This window comes from Mesorhizobium sp. NPDC059025 (assembly GCF_042739655.1).
Taxonomy (GTDB): Bacteria; Pseudomonadota; Alphaproteobacteria; order Rhizobiales; family Rhizobiaceae; genus Mesorhizobium.
Genome location: NZ_JBHYIM010000002.1, coordinates 638,719 through 651,372, shown reverse-complemented (window position 1 = coordinate 651,372; position 12,654 = coordinate 638,719). Strand labels below are relative to the sequence as shown.

General features: G+C 61.4%; 17 protein-coding genes. 8 read left to right on the top strand and 9 right to left on the bottom strand.

The features are described 5' to 3' along the window. The first annotated feature begins 170 nt into the window (after positions 1-170). Together ACFWYE_RS07455 and ACFWYE_RS07450 are read left to right on the top strand one after the other, a co-directional pair. Complete coding sequence (locus ACFWYE_RS07455; protein WP_379061149.1) at positions 171-689, top strand: sigma-70 family RNA polymerase sigma factor; 519 nt, start codon at positions 171-173, stop codon at positions 687-689. Continuing rightward, on the top strand, positions 686-1,477 hold the full coding sequence (locus ACFWYE_RS07450; protein ID WP_379110503.1) for an anti-sigma factor family protein: 792 nt from the start codon (positions 686-688) through the stop codon (positions 1,475-1,477). The genes ACFWYE_RS07455 and ACFWYE_RS07450 overlap by 4 nt, the downstream gene beginning before the upstream one ends. A gap of 22 nt (positions 1,478-1,499) precedes the next feature. Here the strand turns inward: ACFWYE_RS07450 and ACFWYE_RS07445 are convergent, their stop codons facing one another. Next, positions 1,500-1,901, bottom strand: coding sequence for a hypothetical protein (locus tag ACFWYE_RS07445; RefSeq protein WP_379110501.1), 402 nt, complete (start codon positions 1,899-1,901; stop codon positions 1,500-1,502). 243 nt (positions 1,902-2,144) lie between these two features. Here ACFWYE_RS07445 and ACFWYE_RS07440 point away from each other — a divergent pair, with 243 nt between their 5' ends. After that, entirely contained in the window at positions 2,145-3,251 is a 1,107-nt protein-coding gene (locus ACFWYE_RS07440) for a peptidase C39 family protein (RefSeq protein ID WP_379110500.1), read from the top strand. After that, positions 3,248-4,711, top strand: coding sequence for a RimK family protein (locus tag ACFWYE_RS07435; protein ID WP_379061141.1), 1,464 nt, complete (start codon positions 3,248-3,250; stop codon positions 4,709-4,711). Before ACFWYE_RS07440 ends, ACFWYE_RS07435 begins: the two co-directional genes overlap by 4 nt. On the opposite strand, the gene ACFWYE_RS07430 is transcribed toward ACFWYE_RS07435, so the two are convergent. Then, positions 4,708-5,079 (bottom strand): winged helix-turn-helix transcriptional regulator, encoded by a 372-nt coding sequence (locus ACFWYE_RS07430; protein ID WP_379110498.1) that lies wholly within the window; start codon positions 5,077-5,079, stop codon positions 4,708-4,710. The two genes, ACFWYE_RS07435 and ACFWYE_RS07430, sit on opposite strands and share 4 nt — an antisense overlap. Before the next feature lie 92 nt (positions 5,080-5,171). Between ACFWYE_RS07430 and ACFWYE_RS07425 the strand changes: the two genes are divergently transcribed. Beyond that, positions 5,172-5,489, top strand: coding sequence for a multidrug efflux SMR transporter (locus ACFWYE_RS07425; protein WP_129410434.1), 318 nt, complete (start codon positions 5,172-5,174; stop codon positions 5,487-5,489). A 76-nt stretch (positions 5,490-5,565) separates the two neighbouring features. On the opposite strand, the gene ACFWYE_RS07420 is transcribed toward ACFWYE_RS07425, so the two are convergent. Both ACFWYE_RS07420 and ACFWYE_RS07415 read right to left on the bottom strand, forming a co-directional pair. Beyond that, positions 5,566-6,201: a hydrolase gene (locus ACFWYE_RS07420; protein ID WP_379110642.1), complete on the bottom strand. Its 636-nt coding sequence runs from the start codon at positions 6,199-6,201 to the stop codon at positions 5,566-5,568. Continuing rightward, positions 6,198-7,082, bottom strand: a complete 885-nt coding sequence (locus ACFWYE_RS07415) for a YgfZ/GcvT domain-containing protein (RefSeq protein WP_379110496.1) — start codon at positions 7,080-7,082, stop codon at positions 6,198-6,200. The genes ACFWYE_RS07420 and ACFWYE_RS07415 overlap by 4 nt, the downstream gene beginning before the upstream one ends. A gap of 70 nt (positions 7,083-7,152) precedes the next feature. Between ACFWYE_RS07415 and ACFWYE_RS07410 the strand changes: the two genes are divergently transcribed. Both ACFWYE_RS07410 and ACFWYE_RS07405 read left to right on the top strand, forming a co-directional pair. Next, positions 7,153-8,484, top strand: coding sequence for a dihydroorotase (locus ACFWYE_RS07410; protein WP_379110495.1), 1,332 nt, complete (start codon positions 7,153-7,155; stop codon positions 8,482-8,484). 128 nt (positions 8,485-8,612) lie between these two features. After that, on the top strand, positions 8,613-8,942 hold the full coding sequence (locus ACFWYE_RS07405) for a YMGG-like glycine zipper-containing protein (protein ID WP_379072844.1): 330 nt from the start codon (positions 8,613-8,615) through the stop codon (positions 8,940-8,942). Between the two features lie 85 nt (positions 8,943-9,027). Here the strand turns inward: ACFWYE_RS07405 and ACFWYE_RS07400 are convergent, their stop codons facing one another. The 4 genes from ACFWYE_RS07400 to ACFWYE_RS07385 all read right to left on the bottom strand — a co-directional run bounded on the left by ACFWYE_RS07400 (position 9,028) and on the right by ACFWYE_RS07385 (position 11,176). Continuing rightward, positions 9,028-9,852 carry a hypothetical protein gene (locus tag ACFWYE_RS07400; protein WP_379110640.1) on the bottom strand — a complete coding sequence of 275 codons (825 nt, stop codon included), beginning with the start codon at positions 9,850-9,852 and terminating at the stop codon, positions 9,028-9,030. A gap of 76 nt (positions 9,853-9,928) precedes the next feature. Next, complete coding sequence (locus ACFWYE_RS07395) at positions 9,929-10,186, bottom strand: hypothetical protein (protein ID WP_379110493.1); 258 nt, start codon at positions 10,184-10,186, stop codon at positions 9,929-9,931. Positions 10,187-10,325: 139 nt separating this feature from the next. Further along, the gene (locus ACFWYE_RS07390; protein ID WP_379110491.1) at positions 10,326-10,703 is read right to left on the bottom strand and encodes a TIGR02301 family protein; all 378 of its coding nucleotides are present in this window, start codon (positions 10,701-10,703) and stop codon (positions 10,326-10,328) included. Positions 10,704-10,750: 47 nt separating this feature from the next. Continuing rightward, a complete protein-coding gene (locus tag ACFWYE_RS07385; RefSeq protein WP_379110489.1) occupies positions 10,751-11,176 on the bottom strand; it encodes an NUDIX hydrolase in 426 nt (141 codons plus the stop codon). 131 nt (positions 11,177-11,307) lie between these two features. On the opposite strand from ACFWYE_RS07385, the gene ACFWYE_RS07380 reads away from it, so the two are divergent. Further along, the gene (locus ACFWYE_RS07380; protein ID WP_379072836.1) at positions 11,308-12,093 is read left to right on the top strand and encodes an SOS response-associated peptidase; all 786 of its coding nucleotides are present in this window, start codon (positions 11,308-11,310) and stop codon (positions 12,091-12,093) included. A gap of 60 nt (positions 12,094-12,153) precedes the next feature. Here the strand turns inward: ACFWYE_RS07380 and ACFWYE_RS07375 are convergent, their stop codons facing one another. After that, positions 12,154-12,309 (bottom strand): hypothetical protein, encoded by a 156-nt coding sequence (locus ACFWYE_RS07375; RefSeq protein ID WP_129410428.1) that lies wholly within the window; start codon positions 12,307-12,309, stop codon positions 12,154-12,156. Positions 12,310-12,654 lie beyond the last annotated feature (345 nt).

Here is a 12,654-nt window from a genome sequence, read left to right as displayed (position 1 = left end):
AGCTGGCGGCGCTTATTTTTTGATGCCCGCCAATTGGTCCGGGAATAATCCCTTCGCTGGCTTCGTTCTGTTCCTGAAGGCAACAGAGCGGGCATTGGCGCCGCTTGCGCTAGCCGGCGAAGGCGCGTTCAATCGCCAGGGCAACGGGAAAGATTGGCGAACAGCCACCCATGGACGACAGGAAGGCCGCGATCCTTGGCGAGATTCCGCGCTTGCGCCGCTATGCGCGGGCGCTGTTGCGCAATCGCGATTCCGCGGACGACCTTGTCCAGGACTGTCTCGAGCGTGCCTTGGCCAGGCTGGATAACTGGCAAACCGGCGAAAGCCCGAGGAAATGGCTGTTCACGATCATGCACCACCTTTTCATCGACCAGATGCGCAAGGTGAGCCGCCGCGGCGAAATGGCGATGCTGCCACTGGATGGCGACGAGGCGCTGACAGTGCCATCGATCCAGGTGGAAAACATCGCCTCCCGGGAAATCCTCGATGCCCTGCAGGCGATTGCGCCCGAGCGTCGTGCGGCGATCGTGACCGTTGCCATCGAAGGTTTCTCCTACGCGGAAGCCGCCAACATTCTCGGTATCCCTGCAGGTACGCTTATGTCGCGGATTTCGCGTGGCCGTGAGGATCTGCGCGCGCTGCTCGACGATCGCGCGCGCCGCCGCTCGCTGAAGGTGGTCGAGAAATGACCGCGCGTGATTTCACGGAACGGGACATCCATCTGGCACTCGACGACGAATTGCCCGATGAAGAACGGACCGCCTTCGAGCTATGGCTCGAGAGCAATCCGGAGATGAAGGCCAGGAGCAGTCGCTTCAATGCCGATCGCGATGCATTGCGCGGCGCCTTGTCGGCTATCCTTGACGAGCCGGTTCCGTCCCGTTTCACCAAGTTGGTTGCGGGCGATACCGGCACCCGGGCGCCACTGCGCTCCCGCTGGTGGCAGGCTGCCGCAGCTGCGGTCCTGCTGGCAACGGGTGGCAGCGGTGGTTACGTCATCGGTTCGCGTGGCATCGGTGTGGAAGACCCTTCGGCCGACAGATTCGCCGAGGAGGCGGTTGCCGCCTACACCGTCTATGCAGCCGAGAAGCGTCATGCCGTCGAGGTACCCGCCTCGGACGGGGAGCATATGCGCAATTGGCTGTCGGCGCGGATCGGCTTGCGACTGATAACCCCGGATCTCACCGCCGACGGGTTCCAACTGGTCGGTGGCCGGCTGCTGCCCTCTGGTACGGGCAAGGCGGCGATGCTGCTCTACGAAGATGCCGAGGGCAATCGCGTCTCACTTTTCGTGACTTCGGAATCCGGCAGCTATGCGAAGGGCACCTACGCCGAGAAGAACGGTCCGACTGCGGTCTACTGGCTCGACAAGGGTTATGGTTGTGCCGTTGTCGGTGTCCTGCCGCAGGAACGGCTAGCCACCGTTGCCCGCAATGCCTATCGCCAGTTGATCGAAGGCGCCGAAAGCAAGGTCTGAGCGATACGGCTGGCGGTCCGGGCTATTGGCAGGCTTGGAGATCGTGCTCGACATGCACCTGTTCGCCGACTGCACTGGCGATATTGGCGGCTATCAGCACGCAGAGCAGGGCAGAGAAGATCGCAAAGACCAGGTTAAGCCGGTCGCGAAGATAGCGGCCGTTCACAACCGCGCCGGCGCCATAGATCAACAGTGTGGGGACGGCAAACAGATAGACCGAGATCGGTCCGTCACAATCCACAGCATCCACGCCCAAGGCTTTGTATTCATTCGCCGGTATCGTCATTGCAGCCAACGCTGCCGGGATGGCAGCAACGAGGAAGGCAATGCCGAGCCATCCGAGCCATTTCGGCCAGGGGCGCAAGGACTGTTGTCGTTCGGTAGTGACCATATCTCTTGGTTGCACGGCTCCGGCCGGCAGCAAAGCCCTGTGCTGTCTTTTTTCGTAGGGTCTGTCAGAGCCTGATTGCGACTGTCGTGGAGAGCCCGCTCCCTCGATATCTCCGGTGGCGGAAGTTGTTCGACGTCTTGGCAAGCAAGTCGAATCTGTCACAATTCAGCCGAAATCGAAGCGCGAAACGCTGAATATGCGTCGGCTTTCCTGTCGGCGTGTTCGATGTTTCGATAGGCCCATTTCCTGCCACGCACCGAGGTTTTTCAAGCCTTCATGCCTGCCGAAGTCCGCACGGCCCGCGCTTCCGACGTCGATGCTCTCGCCGCCATCGAGAACGCCGTCTTTGCAACCGATCGCATTTCGCGCCGTTCCTTCCGCCAGCTCATCGAGCGGGAAACGGCTGAGACCCTGATCGCTGAGAGCGGCGGCAACATTGCAGGTTATGCGATCATCCTGTTTCGCAAGGGCAGCCGCGTCGCGCGGCTCTATTCATTGGCCACAGGCCCTGATTTCGGCGGGCGGGGCGTTGGCCGCCTGTTGCTGGAGGCGGCAGAGGACGCTGCTTTCGAACACGATCGCATGATGTTGCGCCTGGAAGTACGAGAGGACAACGCGCGCGCGATCCGCATCTATGAACAATCCGGCTATCGCAAGATTGGTCGCGAGAGCGACTACTACGAGGATGGCGCACCCGCACTGCGTTACGAGAAGATGCTGCGGGGCCATGTGCCGGTCATTACCTCTGTGCCATTCTATGAGCAGACCTGTGATTTTACGTGCGGTCCATGCTGCCTGATGATGACCATGGCGCATTTCGATACCGGCTTCAGGCCGGACCCAGTCATGGAAGTGCGGTTGTGGCGGGAAGCAACGACTGTTTTCATGATGTCGGGCCCAGGCGGCTGCGAGCCATTCGGATTGGCGGTGGCTGCTTATGAATACGGACTTTCGGCTGAGATTTTCGTCTCGTTCGACGGACCGCTGTTCCTGCAGTCGGTGCGCAGTGTCGAGAAGCGCCGTGTCATGGAGCTCGCACAGATCGATTTCCAGCGTCGTGCCAGGGAGTATGGCATCCCGGTGCGCTACAATGCCTTTTCCATCGAAGACATCCGCGCCGCGATCGCCACTGGCAAGCTGGTTGTTGTCCTGATCAGCGGCTTCCTGATGTTCGGCAAGAAAGTCCCCCACTGGGTTCTGGCCATTGGCGACGATGGCGACCATATCCTCATCCACGATCCATGGGTCGAGGACGAGCGGGAAGAAACGCAAGTGGATGCCGCCAACATTCCGGTGCCGTACGACATCTTCATTTCCATGGCGCAGTTCGGCCGCGACGGCCTGCGTGCCGCCATCATTCTTGGAGCGCGCGCGAAACAATGACCTGGGTCATCCTCACAGGCAGGCAGAACGATCTCGACCAGGTGGCAACGCCGCACAAAGTCATCACCAATCGCGACTATCTGGCCCATCCTGGCCTGTTTCGCGGCCAACGCCCGAAGGTGATCAATCTTTCCAACCGCTATGACTACCAGAGCCGCGGTTATTACTCGTCGCTGCTGGCGAGTTCGCGCGGCCACAAGGTCATTCCGACCGTCGAGACGATGATCGACCTCTCCGAGCGCAAGCTCTACGAGCACGCGCTGCCGGAACTGGAACTGGCGCTGAACAAGTGCCGCAAGGATCTCGGCGGTGTCTTCCCAGCCAAGGTTCACATCTTCTTCGGTATCGGTCCGGGCAAGGCTTGGGATCGTTTCGCCAAACTGCTGTTCGACTGGTTCCGTGCACCGGCGCTGGAAGTGGCGATAACCGACGCGGGCGAATGGGCGACGATACGCAAGATAGGGTTCTATCCGCTGGCACGGATGACCGAGGTGGAGGAGAAGCGCTTTCTCGAATGCCTCGATGTCTACACCGGCCGCGAATGGCGAGACAGCAAGGCGCGCATCCCGGCACGCTACACGTTCGCGACGTTGGTCGATCCGCATGAGCAATTGCCGCCTTCGGCGATCTCTTCTCTGCGTTATTGGGCGCGCATAGCCGAGAAGATGGGCGTCGAGGTTGAGCCGATCACCAAAAAAGATCTGGCCAGGGTCGCCAACTACGACGCGCTGTTCATCCGCGAGACGACCTCGATTTCCAACCACACCTATCGTTTTGCCCGCCGTGCCCAGCAGGAAGGCATGCCGGTGATCGACGACCCGCTGTCGATGATCCGCTGCACCAACAAGGTCTATCTGAACGAGTTGATGGCTTTCAACGACGTGCCGGTGCCGCCCACCGTGATGATCGCCGGTCCCTCAGATCTGGAAGTGGCTGCAGACGCGCTTGGGTTCCCGCTGGTCCTCAAGATCCCCGACAGCGCTTTCTCGCGCGGGGTCAAGAAGTGCAAGGATTTCGGCGAGCTGAAGAAACTGGCGACCGAGTGGCTGGAGGATTCCGACCTGCTCGTTGCGCAGAAGTTCATCCCGACCGACTATGACTGGCGCATCGGCGTGCTGGGCGGCGAGCCACTCTTTGCGGTGCAGTATCTGATGGCCAAGCAGCACTGGCAGATCGTCAACCATGATCGCGCCGGCAAGCCGGACGAGGGCGGCTTCAAGACCTTCACTCTCAAGGATGCTCCCGCACATGCGGTCCAGACAGCCGTCAAGGCGGCCCGCTGCATCGGCGATGGCCTCTACGGCGTCGACTTGAAGGAAACCAAGGACGGTGTTTTCGTCATCGAGGTCAACGATAATCCCAACCTCGACCACGGTTGCGAGGACACCGGCGAGAAAGATGACGTCTGGGTGCGGCTGACGCAGTGGTTCCTGGATCGTCTGGAGCGCCAGGGGCGCTAGTCAAGAGACTTTCGGTCGGCGTCGAAGCGCTCGCGGGCGGCGTCGAGATCGCCCGAATGGCGCTCCGCCCAGCGGTCCAGCGTGATCAGCGCTTCGCTGAGTGAGCTGCCGAGGGCACTCAATCTGTATTCGACATGCGGTGGCACGGTCTGCATGTCCTTCCTGATCACCAGCCCATTGCGCTCCAGGTCCTTCAGCGTCTGCGTCAGCATTTTCTGAGAGATGCCGCCGATCTTCCTCAGCAGCGCGCTGTTGCGCATCGATCCTTCGGATAAGGCCGGCAGGATCAGCATCGCCCATTTCGAGGCGATCAGTTCCAGCGCATCTCGCGCGGAACAGGCAGAATCATAGACATTTGGCGCGGCCATCAAAAACCTATAGGCACCAAAAGGTGCGTAATTGCTCTTTGGTTCCCGCTAGCACACATGGGTCTGCATCTGAACATCAAAGGAGGGCCGGAATGGCTTGGCTGCTGCTTCTTGTCGCGAGTGTCATCGAGATCGCGATGGGTGTTTCGTTGAAATATGCCGAGGGCTGGACGCGGTTCTGGCCGAGTGTCGGCGGCATCTTTTTCGCACTGCTAAGCGTCTTCGTGCTGACTTTCGCCATGCGCCATCTGCCGGCTGGTACCGCTTATGCCGTTTGGACAGGCATCGGCGCGGTTGGAATCGCGACCCTCGGCATTGTGCTGTTCGGCGATCCGGCGACGCCACTCCGGCTTGGCTGTATAGCGCTCATCATTGTCGGCGTGGTTGGCCTGCGCTTCGTCGAGGGCTGAGTAGACCTGGAGCGTTTCCGTTTTTCACGGAAACGCTTTAACTCCCTGTTCGTACGCAATTCCGGACGGAAAACCGTTACACGCTTTTCCTGGAGTTGCTCTGGCGCAAACCGGCTTCGATCTTGTGGAACCGAGCCATGAACGCCTTTTCCACCTGCTTGGCGGGTTTGGGAGTGAGGTCGAACTGATCTATGGACAGTCCGCGTGGGCGGCCGAAAAATTCCGCCGCCTCCGCGAGCCCGAAACCGGCCAGCACCGTCGCCTCGAAATAGGCAGCGATCTGGTCTGCGCGCTTGATGTCCCTTTTCAGGCTTTGGCTTGCGGAAGCAGGCAGTCCGTAGCGCAGGTGGATGGCATGCTGCAGCCGCTCCTCGCAGGACCTGTAACCGCCACCGACGACCGACTTGAACGGCGAGATCATGTCGCCGATGACATATTCCGGCGCATCGTGCAGCAAAGCCGTCAATTGCGCGGCGGGTGACGCCGATGGCTCGATGGCGCGGAAAATCTCTTCGACCAGCAGTGAGTGCTGCGCCACTGAAAAGGCATGATCGCCGGAGGTCTGCCCGTTCCAGCGCGCGACGCGGGCAAGGCCATGGGCGATGTCGCCGATCTCGACGTCGAGCGGGGAAGGGTCGAGCAGATCGAGCCGGCGTCCCGACAGCATACGCTGCCAGGCTCGCGGCGGCGCGCCGACCCGGTCCGCCATCAGGCGTCCTCCGCACTTGCGGTTTCAGGGAATGTGAAACGCGCCCAGCTGGGGATGGCCAACGAAACGGCAACACCTTCGGCACTGATTTCCTGGCCGGAATCCATCGCCGCCTTGACGCGGTCGATGCGCGCAATGGCCAGGCCGCGCGTGCCTGAGACCGAGCCCAGGGTGCCGACTGGGCGGCCGTTGACGGTCAGTTCTGTTCCTGAGGCTGGCAAGGCGCTTGCGGCGTCCACCAGCAGCACGCGCCGGCGCGCAGTGCCGCGATGCTGCATGCGCGAAACAACCTCCTGGCCGATGAAGCAGCCTTTCTTGAAGCCGACGCCGTCCAGTTGGTCGAGCAGGACGTCATGAGGGAAGGCGTCGTTCAGAGCGTAGTCGGGACCGCTTTCGGCGACGCCCTGTGAAAGGCGGAAGGCCTCCCATTCGGCTAACGTAGCCTCCGCCGCAGGCAATGGCGCTTCGTAGAAGCGCCGGACCGGAGAGTTGAAACGGGTGTCGCGCACGCCGGCGCTTGATTCACTGGTTGAGGCTGCGGAATCATTTTGCGAGGCATTTGAATCAGCCTGCCACCAAACGGCGACAACATCCTGTTCCTGCTTGGAAATGTCGACCTTTGCGCGCAGCCGGTAAAACATCAGCCGCTTGACGAAATCATCGGCGATGTCGGCACGGCACTCCAGTCGGAAGCCATTTTCGCCGGTGCGGGAGACCAGGAAATCGAAGAGGATCTTGCCTTGCGGCGCCAGCAGTGCACCTGGCCTGGCTTCGTCTTGGCTTAGCGGATCGAGATCGACGGTCAGGATATTCTGCAGGAAGTGCTCGGCCTCAGGGCCTGAGACGGAGACGAGTGCGCGGTCTGCGAGAAGAGTTGTCGGCATGGGCCTGATCTTGCATTTCGAAGAGCCATTACGTAAGCCGCAGGCAATTCCCACACAAGGGCCGGAGCGGATGGCAGTGACCTACGACCTCATCCTCAAGGGCGGCATCGTCGTCAATCATGACGGCATTGGCCAGCGCGACGTTGGCGTGAGTGGAGGCAGGATTGCCGCGATCGGCGATCTTGGTTCCGCTTCCGCTGGAGAAACCATAGATTGTCGCGGCCTGCATGTGCTGCCTGGCGTCGTCGACAGCCAGGTGCATTTTCGCGAACCGGGCCTCGAGCATAAGGAAGATCTTGAAACCGGCTCCCGCGCCGCGGTGCTGGGTGGCGTCACCGCCGTCTTCGAGATGCCCAACACCAATCCACTGACGACCAGCGAAGCGACGCTCGCTGACAAGATCGGGCGCGCCACCGCGCGCATGCACTGCGACTTCGCTTTCTGGGTCGGCGGTACGCGCGACAATGCCGGGGATGTGGCCGAACTGGAGCGCCTCCCGGGCGCTGCCGGCATCAAGGTGTTCATGGGTTCGTCCACCGGGGACCTGCTGGTGGAGGATGACGAGGGCGTGGCCTCGATCCTGCGCAACACCCGTCGTCGCGCGGCGTTCCACTCGGAGGATGAATTCCGCCTGCGCGAGCGTCTTGGCCTGCGGGTCGAGAACGACCCGTCTTCGCACCCGGTTTGGCGCGACGAGATCGCGGCACTCCAATGCACCGAGCGCCTGGTGCGCATCGCGCGCCAGACGCGCGCGCGCATCCATGTGCTGCATATTTCGACGGCCGAGGAGATCGCCTTTCTCCAACAGCACAAGGATGTCGCCACCTGCGAGGCGACACCGCATCATCTGACCATGAGTTCCGAAGACTATGGCCGCCTCGGTGCGCTTCTGCAGATGAACCCGCCGGTGCGTGCGCCGCGCCATCGCGACGGCATCTGGCATGGCATCAGTCAGGGCATTGTCGATGTGCTTGGCTCCGACCATGCCCCGCATACGCTGGCCGAGAAAGCAAAACCCTATCCGGCTTCACCCTCCGGTATGACCGGCGTGCAGACTCTGGTCCCGATCATGCTGGATCACATCAATGCCGGGAGGCTCACGCTCGAACGCTTCGTCGATCTTTCCAGCCATGGTCCGAACCGCATCTTCGGCATGGCGCGCAAGGGGCGCATCGCCGCCGGTTACGACGCCGATTTCACGGTCGTTGACATGAAGCGGCGCGAGACCATCACCAATGCGCAGGCAGGCTCGCGGGCAGGTTGGACGCCGTATGACGGCAAGGAAGTCACAGGCTGGCCGGTCGGCACCATCGTGCGTGGCATCCGCGTCATGTGGGAGGGCGAGATCGTCACGCCATCGCAGGGCAGGGCAGTGGAATTCTCGGAAGCTGTTGTCGGCTAGAACCGTACTGCCACCGTCGCCGCAGGCAAGTTGATTGGTCGCAGGGGGCGGGATTTAGACAGGCTGCGTTCATGTTGGATCGGTAAGGTCGCGCCGACGTCCGTAAGGACCCAATGGAGAATGTCCTGATGAATTTGATGAAATTTGCGACTGCCGCCGCCCTGGTGATGACGCTCGGAATTGCCGCCTGCTCGCAGACAGCACAGCAGCAGAGGGCAACCGGCGGCGCCGCCCTTGGCGCAGCTGGCGGCGCGCTGGTCGGCCAGGCGATTGGCGGCAATACGGAAAGCACGCTGATCGGTGCCGGTGCCGGTGCGCTGCTTGGTGCGGTTCTGGCAACCTCAGGCGGTCCGCAACCGCGCGACCGCGGTCGCGAGATGTGCCGTTATCAGGACCGCTACGGTCGGGTATTCACTGCGCCTTGCGACGAACGCTACTACCGCCGCCGCGGATACTAAGTAGCCTTTCTGGCGGACATCGAGTCCGCCAGAGCCTTCCTTGGGTGAGCGAGGCAGCCCTTGTCCTATCAAGGTGGCCCCTGCGTCAGTCGCCTGCGACGAAGAAGGTCCAGCGGCCCTGTGGCGTGATGCCCACCCGATAGAAGATGTACGTGCCGTACTGTTTCATGTCTTCGTAGTCGCCGGCGGTGACGATCTTGAAGAGCTCCACCCGCTGCTTGGCGTCTAGCTTGGCCAGCGGGTAGGCGAAGAAGTAGGGCCAGACGTAAAGTTCCTGCGGTGTGCCTGGGTCGAGCTGCACGTAACCCGCGTCCAGAACTTCCTGCAGGATCGCCAGGATCTCCTGGCCCTCGGTATCGCCCGACAGTCCCTTCAGGAAGGCGATAGGATCGCCTTCGATATCGGTCAATGAAAGCTGTGTCAGCGAATCGCCGATGCCGATCAATGGGCGGAGCTTCTCTATATCACCGCTCTTGCAGGCTTCGATGATCAGGTCGCGCATTCGCCGCACCGGTTCCGGCAGTTTGGCAAGGTCATATTGCACAGGTGGCAACGACGCGGTGGGATCGATCTGCGGCCGTGCGAGATTGCCGCTGCCTTCTCCTGGTTTGGCAGGCTCGACCTGTTCGGGCTCGTCCTGGCCCGGTGGCGTTGTTTTCTGGGCCGGCGGAACGGTCTGGATCGGATCCGGCAGCGGAACGGTACCGGGTTTGGGGGCTTCTGGTCCCATTTGCGGACGCTTGCCGGGGACCTGCACGTCATCGTACTTGATTTCGCTGAGAGCGATGGCCGGCCGGGCCGTCGTGAGCAGCGCGGAAGGTGTCGCGAGCGCCAGCGCGAGGAAACCAGCGCCAAACGCCAGGCCGCGGGGTCTGTCGAAGGACGAAGATTTCAACGGCCGCCTCTCCATGCTGCCGGGTCCTACCCGGTCGGTATGCCGCCGCGCGGCGGAAAGGCTATTCCGCCAGTCGGCGCCGGGCGTCGGTTCAGTGCCGCACTTGGTCAGGCTCGAACGCCCCGGCAATTACCTTTTCACGCATCCTGTCGAGCAGGGCAAGGGCTGCGGTTTCACCATTGGTGCGCAGCATCTCGCAAAATGCGGTTTCCAGTGCAGCCTCGGCGATGATATCTGGCTCGATACCCGCAGAAAGCCCTTCCGCCCATGCTTCGCTATGGCTTTCGACGGCAGTCAGGCGCTTTTCTTCCCTGACGAGGGCATCGATATCGTTGGCTGTGTGTCCCATACGCAACTACCACCCTTGTTCAAGCGGCGATCCTTCAAATGAGGATCAAACTTGACCCGTCCCTTTAATGTCCCATTAAGGTTCCTACCACAGGACTTTGGTGCTGTGCTGCCACAATGGTGAAAAAGTTAACAGCTCGCTAATTGCCGTAGCGCGACGCGATGTCGCGCGAGAGCTTCTCGCCCTCTTTCATATACCTGCTGATCGCCTCGCTGGCAGAAGATGTGCACTGCGTGTAAGTGCTGCCGAACGAGCGGTAACCTCTGTTGAAGGCTGCGATGAAGCGCGCCCGCCGCTCGGGATCGGGGTTTTCCGATTCCAGCAGCTTCTCCATCTCGCCGCGCCACTGATCTCCCTTCTCGCCGCAAAGGTTGCGCAGGAAATGCAGTGATCCCAGAACCTCGGCCAGCCGCATCAGCCCAGGCTCGAATGGCGCCTCGGCAGCCGTCACCGGGCGCGCCGGAGCGGCCACGAGGACGGCGAGAGCAAGCATGAAAAGCATAGAAGCGCGGATCATAAGCCTTTGTGAACAAACAATCTGTCTGCCGCAAGGCGTTCGCGGGCTTAGCCCAACGGCTTTTTGTCCGGCTGCAGCAAGTCCCTGGCGACCGAAAAGACAGAACCGGCCAACGGCATCGTTTCCATCTCTGCAAGCGTGTAGAAGGCCGCCGTTTCGGCATCGTCGTCGGCTTTGGCTTCGCCGCCGATGTAGCGGGCGCCGAATACGGTCAGGCGGTAGTCGACCGGGTGGCCCTCGGCGGAGCCGTCGATGAAGATCTCGATCAACGGACGCAGATCGGCCGCGCCGAGGCCAGTCTCCTCGAGAAGCTCCCGGTTCGCCGCAGCTTCCAGGGTCTCGTTTGTCTCTACCTTGCCGCCTGGAAAGGCATAGACACCCCGGGAGGGCGGCTTGGCACGTTTCACCAGAAGCACTGTGTCTCCACGTACGACCGCCACGGAAACCGACGGTATGGTTTGCCTGCGGGTCATTTCGCTGTCTCTTCCCATTGTTCGCCGGACGGCGCGATGGCTGTGGATCGCGCTTCCAAATCGAGCTTTAGCGGTTGCAGCCACGCGCTTCCACCACCACTTTTGAAGCCAGACAGAGAAGAGATTGCGCCATGTGCGGACGTTTTGCCCTGACCGCCACGCCTGACCAGACCACGACATTCCTGGGGCTGGACGATATCGAGCCCTTTCCGGCGCGCTACAACATCGCACCCACGCAGCCCATCACGATGGTGCTTTCCGGCGCTCCGAAGGCACCCGGTTCGAACCGTTCCGACCGTAGCTCCATGCTGGTTCGCTGGGGGCTGATTCCAACCTGGGTCAAGGACACGCGTCAGTTTCCCCTTCTCATCAATGCCCGATCCGAAAGCGCAACTGAGAAAGCCTCTTTCCGAACAGCCATGCGTCATCGCCGTGCCCTGGTACCGGCCAGCGGCTTTTATGAATGGCGTCAGGCAGGCAGCAGGAAGGGGCAGGCCTATTGGGTGCGCCCGAAAAACGGCGGTATCGTCGCCTTTGCGGGGCTCATGGAGACATACGCCGAGCCCGGTGGTTCCGAAATGGATACGGGCGCCATCATGACCACCTCGGCCAATGCCGACATCGCCCATATCCACGACCGCATGCCGGTCGTCATCCATCCCGAGAATTTTTCGCGCTGGCTGGATTGCCGGGGCCAGGAGCCGCGCGCTGTGGCTGATCTTCTGCGCCCGGTCGAGGAGGGGTTCTTCGAGGCGATCCCGGTCTCGGACCTCGTCAACAAGGTAGCCAATTCGGGTCCGGAGATACAGGAGAGGTTCGTTGCGTCGCCCGACGACCTTGTGGCCGATCCAGGACCGGCCAAACCAGCGCGCAAGAAACCCGCTGGCGACGATGCTGATCAGATGTCGCTATTCTAGTCTCTTGCGCTGAACGAACATCGGCTCGTCAGCGGCGGTCTGCGCCCACAGACCGTTTGTTCAGGCCGCGCGTGGCGAAGTGATCTTGTGCGCGGGCTTCTTCTTCTTAGCCGTGTGGAGCAAGGCCGCCACCACCGCCGCCGGGCCGATTGCCCGGTATTGGCTGGCGAGTGTCGGTTGTTTCGCTCGACTGGCTTCCTGTTTGCTGCGTGGCATTTCGACTTCCCCAAGGTCAAGGTCACTGGAAGGCGCTGCACATGATGGTCGATTCCGACCAAATCGTGGCGTTTTCCACGTGCGCCGACGAATATTATAGCACTGAACGCACATGCTTAAGAAAAAGTTTCTTCAAATGGTTTACGCCTGTCAGGGCGACCTGCAGGTGAAAGTTGCGACTTGACGGCAACACGGGCGGGCGCGATAAAGCCGCCCATGAGAACGTCTTTCGCCATTTGTGGCATCTGCATTATTGGCTAGCGCTCGCGCTGGTCTGGACGTTTTCGCCTCAACTTTCTCTCTGAGTGGACAACGCCCCGGCCAGCAGGCTGGGTTGAATTGTGC

What these genes read in the sequence shown, in the direction of transcription:
- ACFWYE_RS07455 (WP_379061149.1), top strand. Translation starts at nt 171, where the DNA reads ATGGACGACAGGAAGGCCGCGATCCTTGGCGAGATTCCGCGCTTGCGC.
- ACFWYE_RS07450 (WP_379110503.1), top strand. Translation starts at nt 686, where the DNA reads ATGACCGCGCGTGATTTCACGGAACGGGACATCCATCTGGCACTCGAC.
- ACFWYE_RS07440 (WP_379110500.1), top strand. Translation starts at nt 2,145, where the DNA reads ATGCCTGCCGAAGTCCGCACGGCCCGCGCTTCCGACGTCGATGCTCTC.
- ACFWYE_RS07435 (WP_379061141.1), top strand. Translation starts at nt 3,248, where the DNA reads ATGACCTGGGTCATCCTCACAGGCAGGCAGAACGATCTCGACCAGGTG.
- ACFWYE_RS07430 (WP_379110498.1), bottom strand. Translation starts at nt 5,079, where the DNA reads ATGGCCGCGCCAAATGTCTATGATTCTGCCTGTTCCGCGCGAGATGCG.
- ACFWYE_RS07425 (WP_129410434.1), top strand. Translation starts at nt 5,172, where the DNA reads ATGGCTTGGCTGCTGCTTCTTGTCGCGAGTGTCATCGAGATCGCGATG.
- ACFWYE_RS07415 (WP_379110496.1), bottom strand. Translation starts at nt 7,082, where the DNA reads ATGCCGACAACTCTTCTCGCAGACCGCGCACTCGTCTCCGTCTCAGGC.
- ACFWYE_RS07410 (WP_379110495.1), top strand. Translation starts at nt 7,153, where the DNA reads ATGGCAGTGACCTACGACCTCATCCTCAAGGGCGGCATCGTCGTCAAT.
- ACFWYE_RS07405 (WP_379072844.1), top strand. Translation starts at nt 8,613, where the DNA reads ATGAATTTGATGAAATTTGCGACTGCCGCCGCCCTGGTGATGACGCTC.
- ACFWYE_RS07400 (WP_379110640.1), bottom strand. Translation starts at nt 9,852, where the DNA reads ATGGAGAGGCGGCCGTTGAAATCTTCGTCCTTCGACAGACCCCGCGGC.
- ACFWYE_RS07395 (WP_379110493.1), bottom strand. Translation starts at nt 10,186, where the DNA reads ATGGGACACACAGCCAACGATATCGATGCCCTCGTCAGGGAAGAAAAG.
- ACFWYE_RS07390 (WP_379110491.1), bottom strand. Translation starts at nt 10,703, where the DNA reads ATGATCCGCGCTTCTATGCTTTTCATGCTTGCTCTCGCCGTCCTCGTG.
- ACFWYE_RS07385 (WP_379110489.1), bottom strand. Translation starts at nt 11,176, where the DNA reads ATGACCCGCAGGCAAACCATACCGTCGGTTTCCGTGGCGGTCGTACGT.
- ACFWYE_RS07380 (WP_379072836.1), top strand. Translation starts at nt 11,308, where the DNA reads ATGTGCGGACGTTTTGCCCTGACCGCCACGCCTGACCAGACCACGACA.
- ACFWYE_RS07375 (WP_129410428.1), bottom strand. Translation starts at nt 12,309, where the DNA reads ATGCCACGCAGCAAACAGGAAGCCAGTCGAGCGAAACAACCGACACTC.